The organism is Pseudomonas lopnurensis (assembly GCF_015070855.1).
GTDB classification, from domain to species: domain Bacteria; phylum Pseudomonadota; class Gammaproteobacteria; order Pseudomonadales; family Pseudomonadaceae; genus Stutzerimonas; species Stutzerimonas lopnurensis.
On the sequence record NZ_JADDIX010000059.1, the window covers coordinates 11,569 to 38,021 of the forward strand.

Annotated in this window: 29 protein-coding genes; 18 read left to right on the forward strand and 11 right to left on the reverse strand. The window is 68.1% G+C overall.

The window, feature by feature from the left end; translation table 11 throughout:
- From IN820_RS22635 to IN820_RS11545, 4 genes are all read left to right on the forward strand, one after another.
- On the forward strand, positions 1-422 hold a 422-nt coding region (locus IN820_RS22635; protein WP_235989141.1), incomplete at its 5' end, for a sensor histidine kinase.
- Positions 415-1,803 (forward strand): sigma-54-dependent transcriptional regulator, encoded by a 1,389-nt coding sequence (locus IN820_RS11535; RefSeq protein WP_193681116.1) that lies wholly within the window; start codon positions 415-417, stop codon positions 1,801-1,803. The genes IN820_RS22635 and IN820_RS11535, both read left to right, overlap by 8 nt.
- 286 nt (positions 1,804-2,089) lie before the next feature.
- Entirely contained in the window at positions 2,090-3,358 is a 1,269-nt protein-coding gene (locus tag IN820_RS11540) for a PQQ-dependent sugar dehydrogenase (RefSeq protein WP_193681117.1), read from the forward strand.
- 60 nt (positions 3,359-3,418) lie between these two features.
- The gene (locus tag IN820_RS11545; protein WP_193681118.1) at positions 3,419-3,760 is read left to right on the forward strand and encodes a c-type cytochrome; all 342 of its coding nucleotides are present in this window, start codon (positions 3,419-3,421) and stop codon (positions 3,758-3,760) included.
- Positions 3,761-3,836: 76 nt separating this feature from the next.
- Here IN820_RS11545 and IN820_RS11550 read toward each other — a convergent pair whose 3' ends face one another.
- The 3 genes from IN820_RS11550 to IN820_RS11560 are packed head-to-tail and all read right to left on the reverse strand — an operon-like array spanning position 3,837 to position 5,573.
- Positions 3,837-4,511 carry a DUF799 domain-containing protein gene (locus IN820_RS11550; RefSeq protein WP_193681119.1) on the reverse strand — a complete coding sequence of 225 codons (675 nt, stop codon included), beginning with the start codon at positions 4,509-4,511 and terminating at the stop codon, positions 3,837-3,839.
- A 6-nt stretch (positions 4,512-4,517) separates the two neighbouring features.
- Positions 4,518-4,877 (reverse strand): DUF4810 domain-containing protein, encoded by a 360-nt coding sequence (locus IN820_RS11555; RefSeq protein WP_193681120.1) that lies wholly within the window; start codon positions 4,875-4,877, stop codon positions 4,518-4,520.
- A gap of 24 nt (positions 4,878-4,901) precedes the next feature.
- Complete coding sequence (locus IN820_RS11560; RefSeq protein ID WP_193681121.1) at positions 4,902-5,573, reverse strand: CsgG/HfaB family protein; 672 nt, start codon at positions 5,571-5,573, stop codon at positions 4,902-4,904.
- A gap of 618 nt (positions 5,574-6,191) precedes the next feature.
- On the opposite strand from IN820_RS11560, the gene IN820_RS11565 reads away from it, so the two are divergent.
- The 10 genes from IN820_RS11565 (at position 6,192) to IN820_RS11610 (ending at position 14,022) form a co-directional block, all read left to right on the forward strand.
- Positions 6,192-6,362, forward strand: coding sequence for a hypothetical protein (locus IN820_RS11565; protein ID WP_207793601.1), 171 nt, complete (start codon positions 6,192-6,194; stop codon positions 6,360-6,362).
- Entirely contained in the window at positions 6,359-7,024 is a 666-nt protein-coding gene (locus tag IN820_RS11570) for a dienelactone hydrolase family protein (RefSeq protein WP_193681122.1), read from the forward strand. Before IN820_RS11565 ends, IN820_RS11570 begins: the two co-directional genes overlap by 4 nt.
- 236 nt (positions 7,025-7,260) lie before the next feature.
- Positions 7,261-7,749, forward strand: coding sequence for a Na+/H+ antiporter subunit E (locus tag IN820_RS11575; protein ID WP_193681123.1), 489 nt, complete (start codon positions 7,261-7,263; stop codon positions 7,747-7,749).
- Complete coding sequence (locus tag IN820_RS11580) at positions 7,749-8,000, forward strand: monovalent cation/H+ antiporter complex subunit F (protein WP_193681124.1); 252 nt, start codon at positions 7,749-7,751, stop codon at positions 7,998-8,000. Before IN820_RS11575 ends, IN820_RS11580 begins: the two co-directional genes overlap by 1 nt.
- On the forward strand, positions 7,993-8,286 hold the full coding sequence (locus IN820_RS11585; protein ID WP_193681125.1) for a cation:proton antiporter: 294 nt from the start codon (positions 7,993-7,995) through the stop codon (positions 8,284-8,286). Before IN820_RS11580 ends, IN820_RS11585 begins: the two co-directional genes overlap by 8 nt.
- Positions 8,279-9,187 carry a hydrogenase subunit MbhD domain-containing protein gene (locus IN820_RS11590; RefSeq protein WP_193681126.1) on the forward strand — a complete coding sequence of 303 codons (909 nt, stop codon included), beginning with the start codon at positions 8,279-8,281 and terminating at the stop codon, positions 9,185-9,187. Before IN820_RS11585 ends, IN820_RS11590 begins: the two co-directional genes overlap by 8 nt.
- Positions 9,184-9,465 (forward strand): NADH-quinone oxidoreductase subunit K, encoded by a 282-nt coding sequence (locus IN820_RS11595; RefSeq protein WP_193681127.1) that lies wholly within the window; start codon positions 9,184-9,186, stop codon positions 9,463-9,465. Before IN820_RS11590 ends, IN820_RS11595 begins: the two co-directional genes overlap by 4 nt.
- Positions 9,462-10,886, forward strand: a complete 1,425-nt coding sequence (locus tag IN820_RS11600) for a complex I subunit 5 family protein (RefSeq protein ID WP_193681128.1) — start codon at positions 9,462-9,464, stop codon at positions 10,884-10,886. Before IN820_RS11595 ends, IN820_RS11600 begins: the two co-directional genes overlap by 4 nt.
- A complete protein-coding gene (locus IN820_RS11605) occupies positions 10,883-12,379 on the forward strand; it encodes a complex I subunit 5 family protein (protein ID WP_193681129.1) in 1,497 nt (498 codons plus the stop codon). The genes IN820_RS11600 and IN820_RS11605 overlap by 4 nt, the downstream gene beginning before the upstream one ends.
- Entirely contained in the window at positions 12,376-14,022 is a 1,647-nt protein-coding gene (locus tag IN820_RS11610) for a complex I subunit 5 family protein (protein ID WP_193681130.1), read from the forward strand. Before IN820_RS11605 ends, IN820_RS11610 begins: the two co-directional genes overlap by 4 nt.
- Before the next feature lie 69 nt (positions 14,023-14,091).
- Here the strand turns inward: IN820_RS11610 and IN820_RS11615 are convergent, their stop codons facing one another.
- The 7 genes from IN820_RS11615 to IN820_RS11645 all read right to left on the reverse strand — a co-directional run bounded on the left by IN820_RS11615 (position 14,092) and on the right by IN820_RS11645 (position 19,703).
- Positions 14,092-15,471: an ATP-binding protein gene (locus IN820_RS11615; protein WP_193681131.1), complete on the reverse strand. Its 1,380-nt coding sequence runs from the start codon at positions 15,469-15,471 to the stop codon at positions 14,092-14,094.
- The gene (locus tag IN820_RS11620; RefSeq protein WP_193681132.1) at positions 15,468-16,145 is read right to left on the reverse strand and encodes a response regulator; all 678 of its coding nucleotides are present in this window, start codon (positions 16,143-16,145) and stop codon (positions 15,468-15,470) included. The genes IN820_RS11615 and IN820_RS11620 overlap by 4 nt, the downstream gene beginning before the upstream one ends.
- A 58-nt stretch (positions 16,146-16,203) precedes the next feature.
- Positions 16,204-16,806 (reverse strand): outer membrane protein, encoded by a 603-nt coding sequence (locus IN820_RS11625; protein ID WP_193681133.1) that lies wholly within the window; start codon positions 16,804-16,806, stop codon positions 16,204-16,206.
- Positions 16,807-16,953: 147 nt separating this feature from the next.
- The gene (locus IN820_RS11630) at positions 16,954-17,346 is read right to left on the reverse strand and encodes a hypothetical protein (RefSeq protein ID WP_193681134.1); all 393 of its coding nucleotides are present in this window, start codon (positions 17,344-17,346) and stop codon (positions 16,954-16,956) included.
- A 55-nt stretch (positions 17,347-17,401) separates the two neighbouring features.
- Positions 17,402-18,283: a hypothetical protein gene (locus IN820_RS11635; protein ID WP_193681135.1), complete on the reverse strand. Its 882-nt coding sequence runs from the start codon at positions 18,281-18,283 to the stop codon at positions 17,402-17,404.
- A 9-nt stretch (positions 18,284-18,292) separates the two neighbouring features.
- Positions 18,293-18,781 (reverse strand): curli production assembly protein CsgB, encoded by a 489-nt coding sequence (locus IN820_RS11640; protein ID WP_313026159.1) that lies wholly within the window; start codon positions 18,779-18,781, stop codon positions 18,293-18,295.
- 337 nt (positions 18,782-19,118) lie between these two features.
- Positions 19,119-19,703: a response regulator transcription factor gene (locus tag IN820_RS11645; RefSeq protein ID WP_193681160.1), complete on the reverse strand. Its 585-nt coding sequence runs from the start codon at positions 19,701-19,703 to the stop codon at positions 19,119-19,121.
- Between the two features lie 254 nt (positions 19,704-19,957).
- On the opposite strand from IN820_RS11645, the gene IN820_RS11650 reads away from it, so the two are divergent.
- The gene (locus IN820_RS11650; protein WP_235989142.1) at positions 19,958-21,667 is read left to right on the forward strand and encodes an OPT/YSL family transporter; all 1,710 of its coding nucleotides are present in this window, start codon (positions 19,958-19,960) and stop codon (positions 21,665-21,667) included.
- 105 nt (positions 21,668-21,772) lie between these two features.
- Positions 21,773-22,090, forward strand: coding sequence for a hypothetical protein (locus IN820_RS11655; RefSeq protein ID WP_193681137.1), 318 nt, complete (start codon positions 21,773-21,775; stop codon positions 22,088-22,090).
- A gap of 718 nt (positions 22,091-22,808) precedes the next feature.
- On the opposite strand, the gene serA is transcribed toward IN820_RS11655, so the two are convergent.
- Positions 22,809-24,038 carry a phosphoglycerate dehydrogenase gene (gene serA / locus IN820_RS11660; RefSeq protein ID WP_193681138.1) on the reverse strand — a complete coding sequence of 410 codons (1,230 nt, stop codon included), beginning with the start codon at positions 24,036-24,038 and terminating at the stop codon, positions 22,809-22,811.
- Positions 24,039-24,238: 200 nt separating this feature from the next.
- Here serA and IN820_RS11665 point away from each other — a divergent pair, with 200 nt between their 5' ends.
- Both IN820_RS11665 and IN820_RS11670 read left to right on the forward strand, forming a co-directional pair.
- Positions 24,239-25,630, forward strand: coding sequence for an FAD-binding oxidoreductase (locus tag IN820_RS11665; protein WP_193681139.1), 1,392 nt, complete (start codon positions 24,239-24,241; stop codon positions 25,628-25,630).
- Positions 25,631-25,724: 94 nt separating this feature from the next.
- Positions 25,725-26,390, forward strand: a complete 666-nt coding sequence (locus IN820_RS11670) for a fumarylacetoacetate hydrolase family protein (protein ID WP_193681140.1) — start codon at positions 25,725-25,727, stop codon at positions 26,388-26,390.
- The last annotated feature ends 63 nt before the right edge of the window (positions 26,391-26,453 follow it).

Consider the following 26,453-nt stretch of genomic DNA (forward strand, 5'->3'; position numbering starts at 1 on the left):
CCGCGGTCGCCGACGAACTGGCGGCGCTGCGGGTCGCGCTGGAACTCCGGGCCCCGCCGCGGACGCTGTATTGCCGGGTCGACCCGCCGCGCTTCGAGCAGGCGCTGACCAACCTGCTGCGCAACGCCGCCCAGGCTAGTCCCGGCGGGCGCGTGCGGCTGAGCTGGTGGCGGCAGGCCGACGAGCTGCTGCTGCAGGTCGAGGATGACGGTCCGGGCATCGCCGACACGCATCGCGGCGCGCTGTTCGAGCCCTTCTTCACCACCAAGCCGGTGGGCGAGGGCAGCGGCCTGGGCCTGGCGGTGGCGCATGGTGTAGTCGGCGAGTGCGGCGGGCGCATCGAACTGGTGGAAGGCAGCCTGCCGGGTGCGGCGTTTCGCATTGCACTGCCGCTGAGCGAAGAGGAGTCGGAACATGAATGAGTTGGTCGCCGAACGGGTCCTGCTGGTCGAGGATGACGACAGCCTGCGCCAGTTGCTGGTCGAGGAGCTGGAAGACCGCGGCCTGCAGGTGCGCGCGCTGGCCAGCGCGGAAGAAGCGGTGGGCTCGCTGGAAAGCTGGGAGCCGGCACTGGTGGTCAGCGACCTGCGTCTGCCCGGTGCCGACGGCATGGCGCTGCTGCGGCGGGTCAAGGCGATGCAGGCGGCACCGGCGTTCCTGGTGATCACCGCGTTCGGCAGCATCCAGCAGGCGGTGGCGGCGCTCAAGGAAGGCGCCGACGAATTCCTCACCAAGCCGCTGGATCTCGAGCACTTCGCCCTCGCCGTCGAGCGTGCGCTGGAGACCCGCCGCCTGCGCGACGAGGTGCGGCGCTTCCAGCAACTGCTCAGCGACGACCGCTTCCACGGCATGCTCGGCCGCAGCCGGGTGATGCGCGGGCTGTTCGACCAGATCCGCCAGCTGGCGCGGGCCGAAGGGCCGGTGCTGGTGATCGGCGAGAGCGGCACCGGCAAGGAACTGGTGGCGCGGGCGGTGCACGCCGAGAGCGAGCGCGCCGGGCGGCCGTTCCTGGCGATCAACTGTGCCGGGTTGCCGGCCGAGCTGCTGGAAAGCGAATTCTTCGGTCATGTCGCCGGCGCCTTCACCGGTGCCAGCCGCACACACAAGGGCCTGTTCCAGCAGGCCGACGGCGGCACGCTGTTCCTCGACGAGATCGGCGAGATGCCGCTGCCATTGCAGGCCAAGCTGTTGCGCGTGCTGCAGGAAGGCACCATCCGCCCGGTGGGCGCCGAGCGCGAACAGACGGTGGACGTGCGCATCATCGCCGCCAGCAACCGCCCCCTGGAAACCGAGGCCGGGCGCGAGGCGTTTCGCGAGGACCTGTTCTTCCGCCTGGAAACCTTCATCCTCCAGGTGCCGCCGCTGCGCGAGCGCGAGGAAGACCTGGAACTGCTCGCCGCCGCCTTCGTCGCGCATTTCGCCGCGCGCGGCGGGCGCCCGGTGCGCGGGCTGTCGCGCGCGGCGCTCGAGCAACTGCGCCGCTATCCCTTTCCCGGCAACGTGCGCGAGCTGCAGAACGCCATCGAGCGCGCCGTCACCTTCTGCCATGGTCGCAGCATCGAGCTCGAGCACCTGCCCAGCCGTATCGCCGGCTACCGCGACGACAGCGCGCGCCACGCCGGTGCCGAATTGCTCGCCCAACTCAGCGACGGCCCGTTGCTGCCGACCCTGGATGAGCTGGAGCAGCGCTACATCGAGTACGTACTCGAGCAGGTGGATGGCAACAAGCGCCGTGCCGCGGCCCTGCTGGGCATCGGCCGGCGCACGCTGTACCGGCGGCTGGGCGAGCGGGAGGAGGGTTGAGGAATGAGCGCGGAGTTCCTGTAGGAGCGCCAGGCGCTCGAATCGCGGCGCGCCGGCTGGGTGTCAGTGTCATCTGAGCCGCGTTAGCTGAGAGCCGCCTCGGGTGGTAAAGCGCGAATTCGGCGCTACGCTCAACCTGCGTAGGCGCCGTTGTCGTTTCCGAATCGACAGGGCCCGCAGCGTTCCCCCGGGGCGCGGCACGGATGCCGTCGTGGCCGTGCCGAAACCTCCCAGAACAACAATAACGACCGCCCGACGAGGTGGTCCCTCTCGCCGAGGTGCGTATATGAACAGCCTTTCCCTGACATTGATCGCTTCGCTCACCCTTGTAACCGCGAGCGCCAGCGCCGCGCCGACCAGCGACGAAGCGCTGGAACGCATGCGCGCGATGAAGACCACCGGCCAATCGCTGGACATGAAAACCGTGGCGCAGGACGGGCCCACCGCCGACGCCATCCGTGAAAACCTCAAGCGCATCAAACTGCCCGACGGCTTTCGCATCGATCTCTACGCCATCGTCCCGGATGCCCGCCACATGGCAGTGGGGCCGTCCAGCGGCGTGGTCTTCGTCGGCACGCGCAAAACCGATCTGTGGGCGGTCACCGACCGCACCAAGAACCGCACGGCGGACGAAGTGAAACGCTTCGCCCCGGCGATTTCCTTCACCCAGCCGGGGCCCTGCTTCAGCCCGGACGGTTTCCTCTTCGTCGCCGAGCACAACCGCGTGCTGGTCTTCCCCGCCGCGGAGTTCTTCTACGAGGGGCCGGACGTGGCGGCGGACATCGTCGTGCCGACCGGCGAGCTGATCCCGCGGGAGGAGGAAAGCTACAACCACGGCGCGCGGGTCTGCGCCATCGGCCCGGACGGCAAGCTGACCGTCTCGCTCGGGCAGCCGCACAACGTGCCGCCCAAGGACAAGCTGGATCTCTACGCCCAGCACGGCATCGGCGGCATCGTGCGCATGGAGCGCGACGGCAGCAAGCGCGAGGTGTTCGCCAGCGGCGTGCGCAACTCGGTGGGCATCACCTATCACCCGACGACCAAGGAGCTGTGGTTCACCGACAACCAGGTCGACGGCATGGGCGACGACATCCCGCCGGGCGAGATCAACCATGCACCCAAGGCCGGCCTGCAGTTCGGCATGCCCTGGTACGGCGGCGGCCAGGTGCGCACCAACGAGTATGCCGACGACACGCCGCCCGAAGGCCTGACCTTCCCGGTGGTGGAAACCGTGGCTCACGCCGCGGACATGGGGCTGACCTTCTATACCGGCAAGATGTTTCCCGAGCAGTACCGCGGCGGCCTGTTCAGCGCCCAGCGCGGCAGCTGGAACCGCACCGTGCCGGCCGGCGCGCGGGTGATGTTCACCCCGTTCGCCGCCGACGGCAGCGGCCCGTCCGGCGAAACCGTTCCCTTCGCCGAAGGTTGGCTGGACGAGGACACCGGCGAGTACTACGGTCGCATCGTCGACGTCGCCCAGCTCAAGGACGGCTCGCTGCTGGTCAGCGACGACACCGCCGGTGCGATCTATCGCATCTCCTACCAGGGCAACTGAGCCGTCGCGCCGCCCGCTCAGCAACCCTGGGCGGGTGGCGCCTACCTCGAGGAGAACGCCATGCCGATTGCCGGATACGACCGCCAGCGGTTCCGTCGCTATGCGCTACTGGCACTGCTGTGCCTGGCCTGGCCGGCGCAGGCGGACCTCGCCGAGGGCAAGGCCCGGGCGAAGATGTGCGCCGCCTGCCATGGCATCGACGGGCTGAGCAAGGTCGCCGACGCGCCGAACCTGGCCGGCAACGGCGAGCTCTACCTGAGCCGCCAGTTGCAGGCGTTCCGCTCCGGCGAACGCAAGCATCCGCAGATGAGCGTCATCGCCGCTGGCCTGAGCGAGCAGGACATCGCCGCGGTGGCGGCCTGGTATTCGGCGATCAAGGTGAGCGTCGAGCTGCCGGAATGATGCCGGCGCGCGGCTGCTGGAGCGGAATCAAGACCCTTGGGCGCCGGCCGCACAGGCCGAACGCCCTTCGGCCCGCCTAGCGGCCGGCCAGTCGGCTCTGATAATGCGGCGAACGCGGGCCGCTGAGAATGCCGTTGGGAATGCCTGCGCTGAGCAGGCGACGGCTGGTGATGCCGGCTATTTCATGGCCACGGTCACTGAGCGTGTTGACGATCTGATTGACCGCGGCGGTGATGAGCATGCCCACCAGACCGCCACTGCTCTGGTTCTGGTTTTCCGCCGAACTGGCCAGTGCCCGGCCCTCCCAGAGCAGTTGGCCGCTGCGCAGGTCGATGAGCTTGCCGTGCGCTTCCACCGCGACTTCGCTGGTCAGCACCTTGTAGCTGCTGCCATAGCGCGTGATTTCGATATAGAGCGCCGCGTCCGCGCCGAAGATCTCCCTGAGCTTGGCCGGCGGGGCCATGTGCATCTCGTCGGCGTTCATCAGGCCGTTCTGCTTGAAGGTTTCGTCCACTACTGCGACCGGCAGCACGTAGTAGCCGGCTTCGGCGAGTGGGTAGGTCACCTGCGAAAGCACACTGTAGCTGGCCTTGATATCCGGTGATCGGTTCACCGGCGGCAGCACCAGAATGGAAGCGGGATTGCTCCGCTCGAACGCGGTGTAGTCGTATGGCGTCGGGGTGGCGCACCCGCCCAGCAGGCCGAGTGCGGCAAGCACCAGCAGGGTTCTCAGACCGATGTTTGACGTCATGACCTCTTACCTCTCGAAGTTGCGCATCAGGAAGTCCATGTACGCTGCGGACTCGGGAAACAGGGTTTTTTCCGTCTCGAACTGCTGCCTGACCTGATCGGCCTTGCCGACTTCGGCGTAGAGCATGCCGAGATGGGCGTGGAAGCCGGGTGCGGGAATCTCGTCGCGGGCGCGGGCTTGCTGAAGACTGGCTTCCAGCGCAGCGATCTGCTCGTGAGGGCCTTTCTCGTTCTTGAAGTGTTCGTAGACCTGCTCTTCGTAGCCGGTCCAGTGGTAGAGGGGTTTGGGCTGGCTGACGCAGCCCGCCAAAGCGCTGAGCAACGCCAGGGCGATAGTGGCCGCGCCGGCTCTGAAGGTGAGGCTCATCGGGGTCTTCCTTGAGGAGGGGGGTTATCGAACGGGACGCCAGGCGCCGCTGTCCACGCCGGACACCAGGTTGTTGACGGCTTCGCGGATGGCCAGGTCCAACACCTTGCCGTTGAGCGTGGAGTCGTAACTGGCCGTGCCACCGAAACCGATGACCTCACGGTTGGACAGGCTGTACTCGCCAGCGCCCTGCGCGGAGAAAATCACTTCGGATGTGCTGACATCGACGATGTTCAGGTTGACCTTGGCGTAGGCGATTTGCGATTTGCCACGCCCGAGAATGCCGAACAGCTGATGGTCACCGACCTCCTTGCGGCCGAATTCGGTGACATCGCCGGTGACGACGAAATCGGCACCGCGCAACTGTGCGCGCTTGTTGGCGATGGCGCTTTCCTGGGCGATCTCGGACATGTTGTCGCGGTCGAGCACGTTGAAACGGTTCGATTGCTGCAGGTGGGTGACCAGAATGGTCTTCGCCTGGCCGCCCAGGCGATCGACACCATCGGAGAACAGGCCGCGCATGTAGCTGGAGCGGTTGTCGAACTTGCCGACCGCGATCGGGCTGCGCTGACCGTGATAGACGCTCTGGGCGGAGGTCACCTTGGCGACTTCGAGGGTGCGCGACTGTTCGCTGGCGCAGCCGCCGAACAGGAGGCTCAGACCCATCAGGGTCGCGGCTATTGACTGCTTCTTCATATGAGACTTCTCGAGGGAAGGAGATGGCGATAGCGAACTGCGCGCTGTCCGAAGTCGTGCGCGGCGGCTGCGATTGGTGCCGGGGAATGTTGAGCAAGGTCGCGGGCGCGAACGCGCAGGAAATAGGTGTTCGGATGCATCCATGTCCGCCGAGTCGGTGTTGACGCCAGCCCGACGGTGATCGCCGGGCATGTTCAGGAACGCTGCATTGCCTTGCAGGGTACCGGGGCGGGAAGTGTACAAACGCGAAGGGCAATGTGCCAGCACTGGAATGGCGGCGAGTGGTAGATGTCACGGATCGGGGCGCATACCTGGCTGCGGCGACCGGCGGTTGCGATGATTGGTCGCAGACCGTCGGCCGGTGGTGGATTCTTGAGCCAGACTCCTAGCACCGAGCAGCACCGAGCAGCACCGAGGAGGCCATCGCATGTCCTTGAATATTCCCTTTCCCCACCGGCCCCGGGCCGGCCAGGCGCTGGCCGAGCGGCTGGCGCAGGAGCGCGGCGCAGCAATGCGGCTTGCGCCGAAGCGGGAACAGGCCCTGCCCATGAGCTGCAGCGACGCGAGCGGGCTTGTCGCGGTGATCGGCCGCGCCCCGCAATCCAGGATCGTGCCCTGGTGGACGACGGCCTGGCCCTGGAGCAGTTGCCCGGCCGCGTCGTCCGCCTGCATCAACCCCACGACCTGTATGCCATCGGGCGCCGGTACGTGAACATCGACCAGGCGTCCGACCGGCAGGTGATGGACCTGCTGCAACGCGTCTGGGCCAAGGGAGGAGAATCTGCATGAGCCAATACCCGTCGACACCGATGCGCTTCACCCTCGGCAAGGCCCGCCTGCATGGCGACCTCTGCGTGCCGCAGGGCGCCACCGGCCTGGTGGTGTTCGTGCACGGCAGCGGCAGCAGCCGGCACAGCCCGCGCAATCAGAGCGTGGCGTGCTACTTCAACGAGCTGGGCCTCGGCACGCTGCTGTTCGACCTGCTCACCGCGGACGAGCAGCCGATCGACGAGATCACCCGCCAGTTGCGCTTCGACATTCCCTTGCTCGGCCAGCGCCTCAGCGGGGTGGTGGACCAATTGGGCAACGAGGCGAGCCTGCGCGGCCTGCGCATCGGCCTGTTCGGCGCCAGTACCGGCGCCGCAGCGGCACTGATCACCGCGGCGTCGCGCCCGGCGGACATCGACGCCGTGGTTTCCCGCGGCGGCCGCGTCGATCTGGCCGACCAGTCGCTGGCGCGAGTCAAGGCCGCCTCGCTGTTCATCGTCGGTGGCCGCGACCTGGAGGTACTGGAACTGAACCGCGAAGCCGCCGCGCGACTGCAATGCGTACATCAACTGGTGATGGTGCAGGGCGCGACCCATCTGTTCGAGGAACAGGGCACGCTGGAGGCGGTGGCGCGGCTGGCGGGCGACTGGTTCCTGCGCCACCTTTCCCGCCATGCCGATTGAACCGCGCAGCGCCACGGGTCCGCGCGCTTCGGCCGCTGCCGTTCGGCGCTGCGCGACGGCAGGCCGGCAGCGTTCGATGAGGGTCATGACGAAATCTGTCGTACCGCGCTCATCGCATTCCCCATCGGCAAGCCCAGCGGCAATCTGTTGAAACAACGGATCGCCGCCGGCGGTTGGACAGCGGCGAACTCTTGGCCTCGACTTGCAACAAACAACGGAATGACCGGAGGAAGACGATGGATCAGGCCGCAGTACGTCGCGCATGTGCCGACGGGCTTCGCTGGACGCTCCTGCATGCCGCGCTCTGGGCGCTGTTCGCTGGCGGGCGCGGCTGGACGCTGGGCATCCCGACGGTGGCGCTGGCCGTCGCCCTGAGCCTGTGGCTGGGGCTGCGGCCGCCGACCATGCGCGCGGCAGCCTTGCCCGCGTTCCTCGGCTTCTTCCTCAAACATATGTGGCTCGGCGCCTGGGACGTGGCGCGCCGCGCCTTGCAGCCGCGTTGCCCGCTGCAGGCGGCCTGGCACGAGGTGCCCCTGGGCGATTCGTCGCCGCGCCAGCGCCTGTTGCTCTCGGCCATGGTCGGCCTGCTGCCCGGCACGCTGGCGTCGCGTATCGACGGCGATTGCCTGCGCATGCACGTGCTGGACGAACGCCTGCCCTGGCGCGCCACCGTCCATGAGCTGGAGGACCATCTGCAGCGCCTGCTGGGCGGGGCGGGCCGTTGATGGCGCTGTTCTCGGCTTTGCTGTTGCTGACCCTGGTGATCGGCCTCGGGCGCGTGCTGCGCGGTCCGAGCCGGGTCGACCGGTTGCTGGCGATCCAACTGCTCGGCACCACCGGCACCGCGTTGCTGCTGGTGCTGGCGCAGTGGCAGGCGGCGCCGGCATTGCGCGATGCGGCGTTGGTGCTGGCGCTGCTGGCGGCGATGGTCAGCGCGGCGCTGGTGCAATTGCTGCGGCGCAGCCGGCATGACTGAATGGCTCGCCGTGCTCAGCTGGCCGCTGCTGGCCGGCGGCCTGCTGTTCTTCGCCGCCGGCAGCATCGGCCTGCTGCGCTTTCCCGATGCGGTCAGCCGGCTGCATGCGCTGACCAAGGCCGATACCCTCGGCCTCGGCCTGGTGGTGGCCGGGCTCGCGCTGCGCGCGGACGATCTGCTGGAGGTCGGCCAGATGCTGCTGATCTGGCTGCTGGTGCTGGCCTCGGGCGCGACCGCCTGCCAGTTGCTGGCGCGGCAGATCGAGGAGCCTCCGGCCGATGACTGACTGGCTGCTCGATGGCATGCTCGGCCTGCTGCTGCTCGCCCTTGCCGGCGGCGCCCTGCACGTGCGCCAGCTGTATGCCGGGGTGTTGCTGTTCATCGCCTTCGGCCTGGTCCTGGCGCTGGTCTGGGCGCGGCTGGGCGCGGCCGACCTGGCGCTGGCCGAAGCGGCCATCGGCGCCGGGCTGACCGGCGTGCTGCTGTTCGCCGCGCTGGCCCGCCAGCCGCTGGAGGGCAGCGAGCCGCACCTTTCAGGGCGTCGCCGGCTGGCGGCCGTGCTGGTGCTGCTGCCGCTGCTGATCCTGCTGCTGCCGCAACTGGCGCCGCTGGCCGAGTTGCGGCCGTCGCTGCCGGCGCGTATCGACGCAGCCATGCCGCACAGCGGCGTCGGGCATCCGGTGACGGCGGTCCTGCTGAATTTCCGTGCCTGGGATACGCTGCTGGAGCTGACAGTGCTGCTGCTCGCGCTGCTCGGCGCTCGCCAGCTGGGCCCCGCGCGGCTGCAACTGAGCGAACCCTGGCCGTTGCTGCAGGCCTGGGGGCGGGCGTTGGCGCCGCTGCTGGTGCTGGCCGGCGGCTATATTCTCTGGCGCGGGTCCGACGCGCCGGGTGGCGCTTTCCAGGCCGGCGCGCTGCTGGCGGCGGGTATCGTCCTGCTGCGCCTGGCCGGCGCGCTGCCGGCGCTGCGCTGGACGTTCTGGCCGCTGCGTCTGCTGGTTCTGCTCGGCCTGCTGCTGTTCGTCGCCGTGGCAGCGTTCGGCGCCTGGCTCGGCACGGGCTGGCTGAGCTATCCGACGGGCTGGGCCAAACCGCTGATCCTCGTCGTCGAGGCGGCGGCGACCCTGTCCATCGCCGCCAGCCTGAGCCTGCTGGTGATCGGCGACCAGCCGGAGCCGCGCCCATGAGCGCCACCGCGTTCTGGATCGGCGTCGGCCTCGCGCTCTGGCTGCTCGGCCTGCACGGGTTGCTGGTCCTGCGCCATCCGCTGCGGCGGATCATCGCCATCAACCTGATGGGCAGCGGCGTGTTCCTGGTGATGATCGCCCTGGCGGCGCGCAGCAACCCGATCGACCCGCTGCCGGTGGCACTGGTGGTGACCGGGCTGGTGGTCGCGGTCAGCGCCACGGCGCTGGCGCTGCGCCTGGCCGGCGCGCTGGCGCGGCGGCAGGGGGCGGACGAATGAATGCGGCGCTGCTCAGCCTGCTGCTGCCGCTGGGCGGTGCGCTGCTGCTGATTCTGCTGCGTCCGCGCCACGCGGGACGCTGGGTGATCGCGCTGACCTTCGCCAGCCTGCTGGCCGCCGCCATGGCCTTGCAGGTGGCGATGGAGCAGGGTGTGCAGCAACTGCGGATCGGCGGCTGGGAAAGCGGCCTGGCGATCCGCTTCCAGCTCACCTCGCTGGCGGCGCTGCTGCTGGTATTCAGCGCCGGGCTGCACCTGCTGGTGGCGCTATACGCGGCGCGCATCCCCCATGCCGCCGGAGGCGAGGATTTCTGGCCGCTGGCCTGCCTGCTGCACGCGGCGCTGGCGGCGTTGTGGCTGTCGGCGGATCTGTTCAATCTCTACGTGTCGCTGGAGCTGCTCAGCCTGGCGGCGGTGGCGTTGGTAGCCCTGGCCGGGCGCAAGGCCTGGCGGCCGGCGCTGAACTACCTGCTGCTGTCGCTGGCCGGCTCGCTCGCCTACCTGCTCGGCGTGGCGTTGCTCTACGGACGCTACGGGCTGCTGGACATCACGCTGCTGGCGGCGCTGGCCGAGGCCGACGCCGCGACCCGCCTGGCGCTGCTGCTGATGAGCCTGGGGCTGATGCTCAAGGCCGCGCTGTGGCCGCTGCACCTGTGGCTGCCGCCGGCCCATGCCGCGGCACCGACCGCGGTCAGTGCGCTGCTGTCGGCGCTGGTGGTCAAGGGCCCGCTGTACATCCTCTGGCTGCTCTGGAGCGAGATCGCGCCGGCGCCGCTCGGTCGCGAAGCCGGCCCGCTGTTCGGCGCGGCCGGCGTGCTGGCGCTGATCGCCGGTGGCTGGTCGGCCCTGCGCGCGCCGCGGCTGAAAAGCCTGGTGGCCTATTCCACCGTGGCCCAGCTCGGCTATGCGCTGCTCGCCCTGGGCCTGCTGCTGCATCTGCAGGAGCCGCGCCTGCATGCGGCGTTGTGGCTGTTCGTGCTGGCCCACGGGCTGGCCAAGGTGTCGATGTTCCTCGCCGCTGGCGAGCTGCAGACGATTCTCGGCAGCACCCGCGTGCAGGGCATGAAAGGCGCCAGCCAGAACGTGCCGATCGCGCTGACGGCGTTCGCCGTGGCCGGCGGTAGTCTGATCGGCCTGCCGCCCAGCGGTGGCTTCCTGGCCAAGTGGTTGCTGCTGCAGCCATTGTTCGAGCGCCCGCAACACTGGCCATGGGCACTGGGCGTGCTGTTCGGCACGCTGATGTCCGCTGCCTACGTGTTCCGCGTGCTGGCCCACGGCTTCGACCGCGCGCGGCCGAACCCGCCGAGCATCCACGCCGACCGCCTGGCGCAATGGCTGGCGCTGCTGCCGGCGCTGCTGGTATGGGGGCTGGCGCTGATCAGCGAACCGCTGCTGCTCTGGCTCGGCGGGCTCGGTCGATGAACTGGAGCAGCCTGCTGCCGCTGGGCATCGTGCTCAGCTCGCTGCTGCCGGGGCTGGTGATCTTCGCCCTGCGCGAGGAGCAGCAGCGCCTGCGGGTTGCGCTCAATCTCTTCGGCGTGACGCTGAAGCTGCTGCTGGTCGGCAGCATGCTCTACGGCGTCAGCCAGGGCGCGGAGTTCCGCTTCAGCGTGCCGCTGTTGCCCGACGCACCGCTGGTACTGCAGGGCGATGCGTTGTCGTTGCTGTTCGTCGCGCTGTCGTCGCTGCTGTGGGCCGCAACCACCGTCTATGCCATCGGCTACCTGGAGGATTCCCCGCTGCGCTCGCGCTTCTTCGGCTATTTCAGCCTGTGCGTCAGCGCGACGGTGGGGCTGGCGTTGGCGGGCAACCTGGTCAGCTTCCTGCTGTTCTACGAGATGCTGACCCTGGCCACCTTCCCGCTGGTGGTGCACCGCGGCACGCCGGAGTCGCTGCGCGCGGGGCGGGTCTACCTGGCCTACACGGTGGGCGGCGGCGCGCTGGTGCTGATGGGCGTGGCGCTGCTGCACAGCCTGGCCGGCACCCCGGACTTCCAGGCCGCCGGCTATCTGCTGGAGCAGGTGGGCGAGCAGGATGCGGCGCTGCGCGTGGCGTTCGTCCTGCTGATCCTCGGCCTCGGGGTGAAGGCGGCACTGATCCCGCTGCACGGCTGGCTGCCCCAGGCGATGGTGGCGCCGGCGCCGGTCAGCGCGCTGCTGCATGCGGTGGCGGTGGTCAAGGCGGGGGCGTTCGGCATCGTGCGGGTGGTCTACGACGTGTTCGGCGCCGAGGCGCTGACCCGTCTGGACCTGACCGGCCCGCTGCTCTGGCTGGCGGCGGCGACCATCCTCTATGGCTCGCTGCGTGCGCTGCAGCAGCAGGAGCTGAAGAAGCGCTTGGCCTACTCGACCATCAGCCAGGTGTCCTACGTGACCCTTGGCGTGGCGCTGCTCGGGCCGATCGCCGCGGTCGGCGGGCTGGTGCACCTGGTGCACCAGGGGCTGATGAAGGTGACGCTGTTCTACTGCGCCGGCAACTTCGCCGAGACCCTCGGTATCCACCGCATCCGCGAGATGGACGGGGTCGGCCGGCGCATGCCCTGGAGCATGGCGGCGTTTTCCGTCGGCGCGCTGGGGATGATCGGCATCCCGCCGATCGCCGGCTTCATCAGCAAGTGGACCCTGGGCCTGGGCGCGCTGCAGGTCGGACAGGACTGGGTGCTGCTGGTGCTGCTCGGCTCGGCGCTGCTGAATGCCGCCTATTTCCTGCCGCCGCTCTGGCGCGGCTGGTTCGCCGAGCCGGCGCACTGGCACGAGGACCGCTGGGCCGGCGAGCGCTTCGAGACTCACTGGATGCTGCTCCTGCCGCCGCTGTTCACCGCGCTGCTGTCGCTGCTGGTCGGGCTGCTGGCCGCCACCGCGCTGAGCCCGCTGGGCTGGAGCCAACTGATCGTCGAGCGGGAGTTCGCCCTGTGAGCGCCTGGCTGTGGTTGCTGGTGCCGCTGGCGCCCCTGTTCGCCGGCGCGCTGTTGCCGCTGTTGCGGGCGCGGCTGCTGCCGTGGCTGTGGCTGAGCTGCCTGCCGGCGCTGCTGGTGGTGTGGCAGCCGCCGCCGACGCTGGAGCTGCCCTGGCTGTGGGAAGGCGTGCGCTGGGGCGCGGGCGACCAACTGACCCGCGCCTGGCTGGGCTTCACCGCGGTGCTCTGGGGTTGCGCCGCACGCTTCGCCAGCAGCAGCCTCGACGATGCCAGGCGCCTGCGCTTCTGGTCGTTCTGGCAACTGGCGCTGGCCGGCAACCTGCTGCTGGTGATCGCCACCGATGCGCTGAGCTTCTATCTCGGTTTCAGCGTCATGAGCCTGTCGGCCTACGGGCTGATCGTCCACCGCGGTGGGCCGGGGCCGCGCCGCGCCGGGCGGCTCTATCTGCAGTTGGCGATCTGCGGCGAGATGCTGCTGCTGGCGGGGTTGCTGCTGCGCAGCCACGCCAGTGGCAACACGTTCGACTTCGCCAGCTGGCAGGCGCAGCCGATCGACGGCCTGACCCTGGCGTTGCTGCTGCTCGGCCTGGGCCTCAAGGCGGGTTTCTGGCCGCTGCACGTGTGGCTGCCGCTGGCCCATCCCGAAGCCCCGGCACCGGCCAGCGCGGTGCTTTCCGGGGCGATGCTCAAGGCCGGCATCCTCGGCCTCTGGCGCTGCCTGCCGGAGGCCGATCCGACGCTCGCGGCCTGGAGCGCGCCGCTGCTGGCGACGGGCCTTTTCGGTGCGCTGTATGCCGCCGCGCTGGGCCTGTGCGCCGGCAAGTCCAAGGCGGTGCTGGCGTATTCCTCGGTGAGCCAGATGGGCTGGATGCTGATGATCCTGGCGCTGGCCTGGAAGCGCGGCGAGCCGGCCGCGGCGCTGCCGGTGCTGCTGCTGTTCGGCGTGCATCACGGCCTGGCCAAGGGCGCATTGTTCCTGGCTGCCGGCATGGTCCACGAAGGCCGGCTGCCGCGCTACGCCTGGGCACTGCTGTGGCTGCCGGCGCTGACGCTGATGGGCGCGCCGTTCACCAGCGGCGTGGCGGTGAAATACCTGCTGAAGGATGCCTGGCAGCAAAGCGCCTTCGCCGCCTGGGCGCCCTGGCTCGTCGCGGCCGGCTTGGCCACCGCGCTGCTGTTGCTGCGCGCGCTCTGGCTGATGCGCCGCGACCAGCGGCAGGCCCCGGCGCACCGGCCGCCGTCTGCGCAATGGCTGCCCTGGGCGCTGCTCAGCGTGGCGCCGGTGCTGCTGCCGTGGATCTGGCCGGCGTTGCGCGAACCCTTGCTGGCCGGCTGGTATCCGGGCGCCCTCTGGGCGGCGCTGTGGCCGGTGCTGGCGGCGCTGGGATTGGCCGGCCTGGCGCTGCGGCGCGACTGGCGCTTGCCGCAGCGCCTGGAGAAACGGCCGAACCTGGCATTGCGGGGCTCGCTGGCGCTGACCCGGCTGTTGCGCCATCCACCGTTGCCGGAGCCGACGCTATGCCTCGACAAGGCTCGTTGGCGCCGCCGCGAACGGCGCTGGAACCGGCTCTGGGAAGGCGGCACGCTGACCATCAGTGCCTGGTTGCTGGTGGGACTGCTGTGGCTGGGATGGCTGTGGTGAGCAGGCGTGAGGGAGCCGCTATGGCGCCGGGTGGGCTTGCCGCGGGATGCTCCGTTGCACGCTGTCGTTTCAATCGGCCCTGAGGCGGATCCGGAAGGCGGCGCCGCCGAGTGCCGATTCGCCGAGGCTGAGTTCGCCGCCGTAGCTGTCGAGAATGTCCTTGACCACCGCCAGGCCGATGCCTTGGCCGGGATGCCGGGCGTCGAGGCGTTCGCCGCGGCGGAGGATACGCGCGCGCTGGTTGGTCGGCACGCCGGGGCCGTCGTCCTCGACGTCGAGCAAGAGATCGCCGTCGCTGCTCGCCGCGCTGATGCGCACATGCCCCAGGCACAGGCGGTAGGCGTTCTCCAGAAGGTTGCCGAGCAGCTCCATGAGCGCGCCCTGTTCCATCGGCACCAGACAGTCCTCCGCCAGCTGCAGTTCGACCTGCACCTGCTTGTCGCGGTAGACCTTGTCCAGCGTACTGCACAGGCTGTGCAGCAGCGGTTGCAGCGCGACGCGATGGCGTACCAGACCGCTCTTGCCGAGGCTGGCGCGCTGCAGCTGGTAGCCGATCTGCTGGCTCATGCGTTCGATCTGCGCGTGCATCACCTGGGCCTGCTCGCGGCTCTGCGGCTGCCCGCAGAGGCTTTCGCCGAGGCCCTGCAGCACGCTGAGCGGGGTTTTCAGGCTGTGCGCCAGGTCGCCGAGGGAGTTGCGGTACTGCTCGCGCTGGCGCCGCTCGCCGTCGAGCAGGCGGTTCAGCGAGCGGGTCAGGCGCAGCAGCTCGCGCGGGTGCTGCTCGCTGAGGTGTTCGCGGCGGCCGGATTCCACTTCGTCGAGCTCGGCGCTGACCCGCCTGAGCGTGCGAAAGCCCCAGGTCAGGCCGAGCCAGAGCAATGCCAGCAGCACCAGCAGGCCGCTGCCGAGCCACAGGTAGAGCTGGCGGCGAAATTCCTCGTAGAGGCTGCGGTATTCGCTGGTCGGCTGCATGGTGACGAAGCTGAATGCCGTATCGCGGTTGCCGGGCAGATGCAGCTCGACGTCGTAGACGAAGTATTCCAGGCCTTCGGCGTCGCGCACGCGGAGGAACTCGGTGACCCCGCCCTGGTAGCGCGGGCGGTAGTCGACGCGTTCGTCGGCCGCCGAGCGCGAATGCCAGAGCAGTTCACCGCGCTGGTCGAAGATGAAGCCGAGCAACTGCGCGTCCGGCAGGTCGAATTCCTCGTCCGGCAGCCGTTCGGGCATTTTCAGTCGGCCGCCTTCCAGTTGTGCCGCGCTGATCAGGGTGCTGGCATCGGCCGCCAGGCGCTGCTCGATGACCTTCTCGAAGGTCAGGCTGAATGCGCCCTGCAGCGCTGGCAGCAGCGCCAGCATGAACAGCACCGCCAGGCTGGCGGCGCCGAGCATCAGGCGCAGGCGCAGCGACATGGCACCGCCGAGGCGGGCCTGCAGCCAGCGCCGGCTCATCGGCAGCGCTCGGTGAACAGGTAGCCGAGACCGCGCACGGTTTCGATGGGCTTCATCGCACAGCGGGCCTCCAGCTTGCGCCGCAGTCGGCCGACCAGCACCTCGATCACGTTCGGGTCGCGCTCCTCGTCGCCGCTGTAGAGCTGTTCCATCAGCCGCTCCTTGGCCACCACCTGCTGCTGATGGCGCATCAGGTATTCGAGGATGCGGTATTCGTAGGCGGTCAGCGCCAGCGGCTCGCCATGGGCGGTGGCCTGCTTGCGGTTGAGGTCGAGCTTCAGCGGGCCGGCTTCGATGCTCGCCTGGGTGAAGCCGCAGGAGCGCCGCAGCAGGGCGTTCAGGCGCGCCTCCAGCTCCTCGAACTGGAACGGCTTGACCACATAGTCATCGGCACCGGCGGCCAGGCCTTCGACCTTGTCCTGCCAGTTGCCGCGCGCGGTGAGAATGAGGATGGGGAAGTTCCTGCCACGGCTGCGCAGCTGGCGGATCAGGTCCAGCCCGCTGATGCCCGGCAGGCCGAGGTCGATGACGGCGAGGTCATGGTTGAATTCGTGGCTCTGGTACAGGGCCTCTTCGGCGTTGGGCACGGCATCGACGACGTGCCCGCTCTCGCCGAGGCGGGTCTGCAAGTGGTGGCGCAGCAGCGCCTCGTCTTCCACCACCAGCATCTTCATGGCTCTGCTCCCCGTGCGAACGGCCGGGTGCTGGCCCGGCCGTCATTCAGCGTTTCTGTCAGAAGTGATAGTTCAGACCCAGATAGGCCTGCTTGCTGCTGTGCACGTCGATCGAGCCGAGCTTGCCGACGCCGCGCTCGGCCACTTCGGTGCCGGCGTTGCTGCGCAGGTAGCGGTAACCGGCCTCGACCGAGACATTCTCGGCCAGCGTCTGCAGGATACCGGCCTGCAGGCCGACCAGGTAGCCGATGTCGCTGTCGCGGCTGTAGCCGCGGGATTCGTTCTCCAGCTTGGTCAGGCCGGCGCTGGCGCCGCCGAACAGGCGGGTGCTGTCGCCCAGCGGGAGGAACAGGTCGTAGCTGCCGATCAGGTTCTGCTGGCGCAGCTTGAGGGTGCTGCCGTAATCGTCGGAGACGTTCTCGTAGGTCAGGTAGTAGCGGTTCTCGTCGGTCATCTGGCCGGCTCGCACGCCCCAGGTGCCGCTGTTCTTGATGACGTCATCGAAGTGGTCGCGGCCCATGTTCTGTTTCAGCGTGCCGGAACGGTCGATGTTGACGGTGCTTTCGCCCCAGGTGATGCCGGCGAAATTTTCCGCGGCATGGGCGCCGAGGCTGAAGAGGCCGAGGGACGTGGCGAGGGCCAGGGTGTGCAGCTTTTTCATCGGTGACTCCTGTTCGGACAGCGGGATTGACGGTCCCTAGCCTGAACGGTTGCCACTGAACGTCGGCTGAACTCGGGCTGAACCTGCGCTGAACGAGCGCCTGATGGTCTGCCGCTGGTCATCTGGCGCGAAACGGGGAAGCCGCCGTCAGGCGATCTGCTCCGGCAGGTGCTGCTCGCTCTGCTCGTCGTCGCTGCCGGTGTCATCCGGGTAGCTGCGCAGGATCGCCGGCTGCTCGGCCTCGTCGATCCACCACTGCAACTCGGCTTCGACCCGGCTGTCGGCGGCGATGCCGAGTCGGTTGCGCAGCGGGCATTGCGGCGCTTCGCCGGCGACCAGGGTGCCACTCTGGGCGGTCTGGCTGTTGCCCGCGGCGCCGCTGGAGCGCACCAGGAGGCGAAAGCGCACCCGCTGGCCGCTGCCCTTGAAGCACAGTGCGAGGGCGAGCCGCCGGGTTTCGATCGGCTGCAGTTCGAGGCTGGCTTCGACGGGGGTGGGGGTGGCGGCCAGCAGCCAGGTGGCGAGGGTCATTGTCAGCATCCGTTGCGCTTCCGTGAATGTTCGTCCTGCAAGTCCCTGTGCGCGTCTCGCCCCGCTATCGCTGGGTGATGCCGGCGCTGTTGCCGCTGCCGCTCTGGTGGATCGTCGCGACGCCCGGAGTATAGCTATAGGGGTCCACCGGCATGCTCTGGCGGATATGGGCCTGGTTGGCGCTGCCCTGCTGGGTGATGGTGGCCTGGTGCGCCTCGTAGACCTGCTCGATGCTGGCCAGGTTGTCGCTGCCGCTCTGCACCACCGCGGCACGGCTGGAGGCATACGACTGGTCGATCGCGACGCTGTTGCGGCTGCCGCTGGACGAGCCGACGATGCTGCCGCCGTAGCCGCTCTGGTCGACGTCGAGGCGGTTGCCGTCGCCGCTCTGGGTGAAGTCCAGCTCGTTGTGGTAGGCCGTCTGGCGGATCTCGGCGCTGTTGAGCGTACCGGCTTGCAGCAGGGCCAGGCGATTGCCGTCGCCCTGGGCGATGTTCGCCAGGTTGGCGGTGCCGTGTTGCTCGACGTTCAGCGCCGAGCCTTCGTAGTAGGTCTGCTGTGCGAAGGTCAGCGAGTTGTCGACGCCGGTCTGCGTGACCCGGGCCACGGCGAAGCCGGTCTGGCTGGCCGACAGCTGGTTGGCCGTGCCGGTGCTGCTGGCGCTGAGCTGGTTGGCGCGTCCGCTCTGTTCGATGGCGGCGATATTGGCGTCGCCCAGTTGGTGCAGGCTGGCGACATTGAAGTAGCTCTCGCCGGCCTGGGCGATGCTGGCCATGTTGTAGTGGCCGATCTGGCTGACGCGGGCCTGGCTGGCGTCGACGACGTCGCCCTGGTAGATCACGGCGTGGTTGCCGGTACCGATCTGTTCCAGCTCGACGCTGTTTTCCGCCAGCGCGGCGGTGCTGCCGAGCATGACGATGATGGCGAGCGGCGCGGACTTGAACATGGAGCTCTCCTAGCGGGATTGCACGATGTCGATGCGCTGGCTGGTGCCGTACTGGCTGACGGCGCCGCGCAGGCCGTCGCCGACCTGCTCGATCCGCGCACTGTTGTAGGCCCCGTACTGGCTGATCGAGGCCTGGTTGTCGCGGCCGATCTGGCTGATCGCGGCGAAATTGCCCTGGCCGACCTGCTCGATGACCGCCAGCAGGTTGTCGCCATGCTGGAGGATGAAGGCTTCCTGCGCGCTGCCCTGTTGCAGCATCCGCGCCTGCAGCGCCTGGCCGTTCTGGGCCAGTTCGGCGATGTTGCCCGCGCCCTGCTGCAGCACCTGGGCCCGTTGCGCGGTCGGCAACGGCGTCGCCAGCCCGGCTGGGGCCGTATTGTCGAACGGGCCCGCATCCGGCGCCAGGTCGCCATTGTCCAGCAGGTCGGCGGCATGCAGCCACGGGCCGGTCAAGGCGGCGAGAAGGACGACGATGCGGGTGGCGCATGACAGAACCACGGCAGCCTCGCTACATGCCTGGATGAGTGAGGCCGATTCTTGGCGGTACGGGGCGTGCTGAACATCCGTCGAAGGATGCAAAACACGCGGTTTCGCCAATACGTGGGGATTAATGCTGCGTTGGCGGCGGTTTTCAGCGGGGGCGCAACTGGCCGAAGCGGGCGTCTGGCCCGTTCGGCGGTTGCAACCCGCCCGTTCCGCAATCGCCGCGAGGGCATGCAATCCACATGAATGTGGTGAATGCCGCAGGCCGCCGGGAGCGGACGCGGCCTCCCACCGGTTCGGTGCGCTCCGGCCCGACCTCGGGACGATGCTTTTCGTTGGGGTTTCGTGACGTTCAGGCGCGGCAGGACTCGTCCCAATCGAGGCGGCTGCGCAGCAGGTAGGCCGCCTCGGCCCGATTGGACGCGCCGATCTTGCGCAACAGGTTGTGGATGTGGCTCTTGATGGTATGCGGGCTCAGGCACAGCTGTTCGGCGATTTCGGCGTTGGACAGGCCCTTGCCGGCCAGACTGAGGATCTCCCGCTCGCGCAGGGTCAGGCTGGCCTTGGTCTCGGCGAGCTGGCGCATCCGCCGCCATTGCCCGAGCAGGCGCTCGGTGAGCACGCGCGGCAGCCAGTCGCCGCCTTCGAGCAGCACGCGGATGCCTTCGAGCAGGTGTTCGCGGGTGGCGTGGCTGTAGAACACGCCGCGAATCACCGGGTGCTTGTCCACCAGTTGCTCGGCCTGTTCGGGCACGATATTCACCAGCGCCACCGGCGTGTGCTCGTCGAGCTGGTCGATCAGGCTGGAGATCTGTTCGGCCTGGGTGTGCCCGGCATCGACCAGGAACAGGTCGGCGCCGCGATGTTCGCCGGCTTCCAGCCCGGCGAGGGAGACTTCGAGTTGCGCCTGCTCGCCGAGAAAATGGCGAAAGAACAGCCCCAGCAACTCGTTGCCGGTGAGCAGGGTGACAGTTGGCGAGGGTGGGTCCCGCGTAAGATCCGCATCCATGTTCGGTACCTAGGCAGTCGGGCCTGATTGATTAAAAAGTTACTAAACGACCAGCACCTTGCAGCGAAGTTCAGCTACGCATCGGCGAACGGGCATTATCCCGGGGCGCATGTGCATGGCCCGACCGTGACCGGTGTTTTTTGCCGTGGTGCCTGCGCGTTTTTGCGCCTAAGGTAATGCGCATGACTGCCACTTCTCGCGTGCCACGCGAACTCAGCCTGCGCGCGCTGATGACCGGCTTGCTGCTGGGTGCCCTGCTGGCGCCATCGAATGTCTACTCGGGGCTGAAGATCGGCTGGTCGTTCAACATGTCGATCATCGCCCTGCTGATCGGCTTCGCCTTCTGGCGCAGCCTCGCGGCCGGGTTCGGCAGCCCGCGCTGGAGCCTGCTGGAAAGCAATATCAACCAGACCACCGCCTCGGCCTGCGCCTCGATCGTTTCCGGCGGGCTGGTGGCGCCGATCCCGGCCTATACGTTGCTCACCGGTCAGCAATTGGACAGCACGCCGCTGATGGCCTGGGTGTTTTCGGTGAGCTTTCTCGGCATCTGGGTCGCCTGGTACCTGCGCCCGTCGCTGATCGTCGAGAGCGGATTGCGCTTTCCCGAGGGCATGGCGACACTGGCGACCCTGCAGCAGATCTACAGCCACGGCGCCGAAGCCGGGCGCCGCCTGTGGGTGCTGGGTGGTGCGGCCGCGCTCGCCGCTGGCGCCAAGCTGAGCGATATCTTCCTCTGGTCGCTGCCGCGCTGGGCACCGTCGGCGCACCTGGAGCGCCTGACCTTCACCTTCGAGCCGTCACTGCTGTTGCTGGGCTTCGGCGGCATCATCGGCCTGCGCGTCGGCCTGTCGCTGTTGCTCGGCGCCGTGCTGGCCTGGGGGCTGCTCGCGCCCTGGCTGCTGGCCGAAGGGCTGGTGCGGCTGCCGCCCGCCGCGCCGGGGCCGCAATTCGCCGTACTCATCGAATGGCTGCTGTGGCCGGGCGTCAGCCTGATGGTCTGTGCCACGCTCACGTCGCTGGGGCTGCGCCTGTGGCGTGGGCGCAGGGCGCCGGCGCGTGGTTTGCCGCGGCTGCCGCGGCCGGCCGGGCTGCCCGCCTGCGGCCTGTTGCTGGCGGTGGTGCTGGTGGTGTCGCTGCAGGTCAGCCTGTTCGGCATCGATCCGTGGCTGGCGCTGCTGTCGATTCCACTGGCGCTGCTGTTGGCGGTGGTCGCCGCGCGGGTGGTCGGTGCCACCGGGATTCCGCCGATCGGCGCCATCGGTCAGTTGTCGCAACTGGGGTTCGGCGTGCTCGCTCCGGGGCAGGTGCCGGTCAACCTGATGAGCGCCAACACGGCCGGCGGGGCGGCCGGGCAGTGCACCGATCTGCTCAACGACTTCAAGGTCGGTCATGTCATCGGCGCGGCGCCAGGTCGGCAACTGGTTGCGCAGTGCCTGGGCATCCTGCTCGGCAGCATGGTGGGCGTGCTGGTCTACCGGGTGCTGATCCCCGACCCGCAGGCGATGCTGATCAGCACCGAATGGCCGGCGCCGGCGGTCGCGACCTGGAAGGCGGTGGCCGAGGCCCTGACCGGCGGGCTGGGCGCGCTCGCGGGCGATATCCGCTGGGCGATGCTGGCCGGGGCGCTGTGCGGCGTGCTGCTGGGTGCGCTGGAAGGATTGCTGGCGGAACGGCGGCTGCGCTGGCTGCCGAGCTCCGCGGCGCTCGGCCTGGCGTTCATCATCCCCGCCTCGATCTCGCTGATGATGACCGGCGGGGCGTTGCTCGCCTGGCTGTTCGCCTCGCGCTGGCGCACTCTCGGCGAACGCTTCGTGATCGTCGCGGCGGCGGGACTGGTGGCTGGGGAAAGCATGGCCGGCGTCGGCGCCTCGTTGTGGCAGTTGCTGCGCTGATACCGGGCCGGCATCGGCGTCATGTTTTGCAATGCCTCGTCGCGAAACCCTTTGCGCCGCCTGCTGCCGGATTCTGTGTACACCTGATAAAAGCAGGAGACGATCATGAACATCGACAAGATTGCCGCATTGATCTTCGCCGGGCTGCTGTCGAGCACGGCCTTCGCCGCCGGTGGCAGCGGCACGTCCGACGACGCCACCCATGATTCCATGGAGCACGGCACCATGGAGCAAGGCTCGATGGGCGGTACGGGCAGCGGTACCGGCATGGGCAGCATGCCGGATAGCGATGGCGGCACGACGACCGAGCCGGAGCATGCCGACACCGATGCCGACCTCGATACCAGTGCCGACGACGCATCACGGGGTGAGCAGGGCACCACCGGCACGGGCGGCGAAGGCGGCGCGCGCGGCGCCTACTGATCCGCTAGCCCCACGCTGAAGGCCAGGCCGGCCCGGCGGGCATCGAGTGCGCCGGGCCGCTTGTGTTCGCGTTGCGGCATCGCGTCCGCCGCGCTGAAACCTTCCCGGCGGCGGTTTGCCAAACCCGGTGAAGCTCCACGATCGGAGGTGTCGCATGTCAGCGCTGCGTTGCTGTGTCCTGCTCGTCGCCCTGGCGGGCAGCCAGGTGGTCTCTGCCGGAGGCACCGGGCCGACCCATCCGGAGAAGGCTCGTCAGCATCCGCTGGACAGCAGCGAGCCGCGGCAGGAGGTCATCGAGCGGCCGCGTGACGACCCGCAGGGAAGTGGGGTGCCAGCGGTGCCCGCGGGGCAGGCGCCGAGCGAGACGGATGGGCCGCCCTTGCCCGATCGGGAAGAAGGCTCGGCGGTGCCTGACGCGCGGGCTGGGGAGCGGCGAGGGGCGGGTAGTTAGGAGGCCTGCAAACGGTCATAAATATGTCCCACTTGCGTATTGCATGGGCGCCGTACGCTGTAGGTTGGGTTGAGGAGCGAAGCGACGTAGCCCAACATGTTCGTGCCGATCCCTGTTGGGCTTCGCTGCGCTCAGCGCCAACCTACCCGCGTGCGCCCGGCCCACCCTGCAAGGCTCCGAGCTTCCCCGGAACCGCTTGGAAACAGCTAACTCAGACATCGTCATGAAAAAGGGAGGCCGAAGCCTCCCTCCTTCACACCCTTCGTATCAGAACAACACCCGGCTACGAATGGTGCCATTGACATGCTGCAGCTTCTCCAGCGCCAGGTCGGAGTACTCCTTGTCCACGTCGATCACCACGTAGCCGACTTTCTCGTTGGTCTGCAGGAACTGGCCACAGATGTTGATGCCGTTGTCGGCGAAGACCTTGTTGATCTCGCTCATCACCCCCGGCACGTTCTGGTGGATGTGCAGCAGGCGGTGCTTGCCCGGGTGCGATGGCAGGGCCACTTCCGGGAAGTTGACCGAGGACACCGAGGTGCCGTTGTCGCTGTACTTGACCAGCTTCTCGGCGACTTCCAGGCCGATGTTGGCCTGCGCCTCGGCAGTGGAACCGCCGATGTGCGGGGTCAGGATCACGTTGTCCAGGCCACGCAGCGGGCTTTCGAACTCCTCGTCGTTGGAGCGCGGCTCCACCGGGAACACGTCGATGGCGGCGCCGATCAGGTGCTCGTCCTTGATCGCGGCGGCCAGGTGGTCCAGCTCGACCACGGTGCCGCGGGCGGCGTTGATCAGAATGCCGCCCTTCTTCATGGCGCGGATTTCCTTCTCGCCGATCATCCACTGGGTGGACGGCAGCTCCGGCACGTGCAGCGAAACGATGTCGCACATGCCCAGCAGCTCGTACAGCGAGCCGACCTGGGTGGCGTTGCCCAGCGGCAGCTTGGTCACCACGTCGTAGAAATAGACCTGCATGCCCAGCGCCTCGGCCAGCACCGAAAGCTGGGTGCCGATGGAGCCGTAGCCGATGATGCCGAGCTTCTTGCCGCGGATCTCGAACGAGTTGGCCGCCGACTTGATCCAGCCACCGCGGTGGCAGGAGGCATTCTTCTCCGGAATGCCGCGCAGCAGCAGGATGGCTTCGGCGAGCACCAGCTCGGCCACCGAGCGGGTGTTGGAGTAGGGCGCGTTGAACACCGCGATGCCGCGTTCGCGGGCGGCGTTGAGGTCGACCTGGTTGGTGCCGATGCAGAAGCAGCCGACGGCGATCAGCTTCTTCGCCGCGTCGAAGACCTCTTCGGTCAGCTGGGTGCGCGAACGGATGCCGATAAAATGGGCATCGGCGATCTTCGCCTTCAGCTCGTCGCCGGACAGCGCGGTCTTGAGGTATTCGATGTTCGAGTAACCGGCGGCCTTCAGGGTGTCGACGGCGTTCTGATGGACGCCTTCCAGAAGAAGGAACTTGATCTTGCTCTTATCGAGAGAGGTCTGGCTCATCTGCATTAAAACCTTTAAGGCCGGAGGTTATGACTGATGTGTCCAGCGAAGGCTGGCCGAACCGGCTGGAGCGGTGTCGGAAGTCTGCCGAGGCACGTTTCAAAGGGGGGCGTATGCTAGCATACGAGCCCCGCGAAACACCCCCACCCCTGTGCTGAAGCGTGCTCAGGGTGACCATGAATCGTATGAGAGTTCCCGTGATGACCGACTCCGCCCTGATCGATGAGCTGAAAACCCTGGTCGAACCCGGCAAGGTATTGACCGACGCCGATTCGCTGAACGCCTACGGCAAGGACTGGACCAAGCATTTCGCGCCGGCACCCTCGGCCATCGTCTTTCCCAAGAGCGTCGAGCAGGTCCAGGCCATCGTCCGCTGGGCCAACCAGCACAAGGTCGCGCTGGTGCCGTCGGGCGGGCGCACCGGGCTTTCCGCCGCGGCGGTGGCGGCCAACGGCGAAGTGGTGGTGTCCTTCGACTACATGAACCAGATCCTCGATTTCAATGCCACCGACCGCACCGTGGTCTGCCAGCCGGGCGTGGTCACCGCCGTCCTGCAGCAGTTCGCCGAGGACAAGGGCCTGTACTACCCGGTGGACTTCGCCTCCGCCGGCTCCAGCCAGATCGGCGGCAACATCGGCACCAACGCCGGCGGGATCAAGGTGATCCGCTACGGCATGACCCGCAACTGGGTCGCCGGGCTGAAGGTCGTCACCGGCAAGGGCGATCTGCTGGAGTTGAACAAGGACCTGATCAAGAACGCCACCGGCTACGACCTGCGCCAGCTGTTCATCGGCGCCGAGGGTACGCTTGGGTTCGTGGTGGAGGCGACCATGCGCCTGGAGCGCCAGCCGACCAACCTCACCGCGATGGTGCTGGGCACTCCCGATTTCGATTCCATCATGCCGGTGCTGCACGCCTTCCAGGACAAGCTGGACCTGACCGCCTTCGAGTTCTTCTCCGACCGCTGCCTGGACAAAATCCTCGCCCGCGGCGACGTGCCGGCGCCGTTCGAAACCCGCGCACCCTTCTACGCGCTGCTGGAATTCGAGGCCACCACCGAGGAGCGCGCCGAACAGGCGCTGGCGACTTTCGAACATTGCGTCAACGAGGGCTGGGTGATCGACGGCGTGATGAGCCAGAGCGAGCAGCAGTTGCAGAACCTGTGGAAACTGCGCGAGTACATCTCCGAGACCATCAGCCACTGGACGCCCTACAAGAACGACATTTCGGTCACCGTGTCGAAGGTGCCGGCCTTCCTCGCCGACATCGACGCCATCGTCACCCGCAACTACCCGGACTTCGAAGTGCTCTGGTACGGCCACATCGGCGATGGCAACCTGCACCTGAACATCCTCAAGCCCGAGGCGCTGTCCAAGGAAGAATTCTTCGAGAAATGCGCCGCGGTGAACAAGTGGGTGTTCGAGACCGTCGAGACGTACAACGGCTCGATCTCCGCCGAACACGGCGTCGGCATGACCAAGCGCGATTACCTCCAGTACAGCCGCTCGCCGGCCGAGATCGAATACATGAAGGCGGTCAAGGCCGCGTTCGACCCGAGCGGCATCATGAACCCCGGCAAGATCTTTAATTAAAGCCGCAAGCTCCAAGCCGCAAGCCGCAAGAAAAAGCAGGACGCGCGCTCACTTGCAGCTTGAGGCTTGAGGCTTGCAGCTACGGAGCAATCCTATGACCTACAAGCACATGTACACCGACGGCACGCCGATCCACTACCCGCTGGGCAAGGTGGTGTGCATCGGCCGCAACTACGCCGAGCACGCCCGGGAATTGAACAACCCGGTGCCCACCGAACCCTTGCTGTTCATCAAGGCCGGCAGCTGCACCGTGCCGCTTGAAGACGGTTTCAAGATTCCGACGGATCGCGGCGCGGTGCATTACGAGGCGGAAATCGCCGTGCTGATCGGCAAGCCCTTGTCGCGCAAGCCGAACGAGGAAGAGGTCCGCGACGCCATCTCCGGCTTCGCCCCGGCGCTGGACCTGACCCTGCGCGACGTGCAGGCCAGGCTCAAGGAGAAGGGCCATCCGTGGGAGATCGCCAAGAGCTTCGACGGCGCCTGTGTGCTCGCGCCTTTCGTGCCGGGCGATGCGGTGGAAGATCCGAACGACATCGGCATCCGCCTGAGCATCAACGGCGAGATCCGCCAGGACGGCAACAGCAGCCAGATGCTCAATGCCATCGTGCCGCTGCTGCAGCACATCGCCGGGCACTTCAGCCTGCAGCCGGGCGACGTGGTGCTGACCGGTACGCCGGCCGGCGTCGGCCCGCTCGAACAGGGCGACCAACTGGTGCTGGAGCTGGTCGGGCTGTCGCGGTTCGAGAGCCGCGTGTTGTGATCCGGCGCGGCGGGACGATCCCGCCGCGTTTCGCGTTTCCTCTGCGGGCGGCGCTCGTGGTGT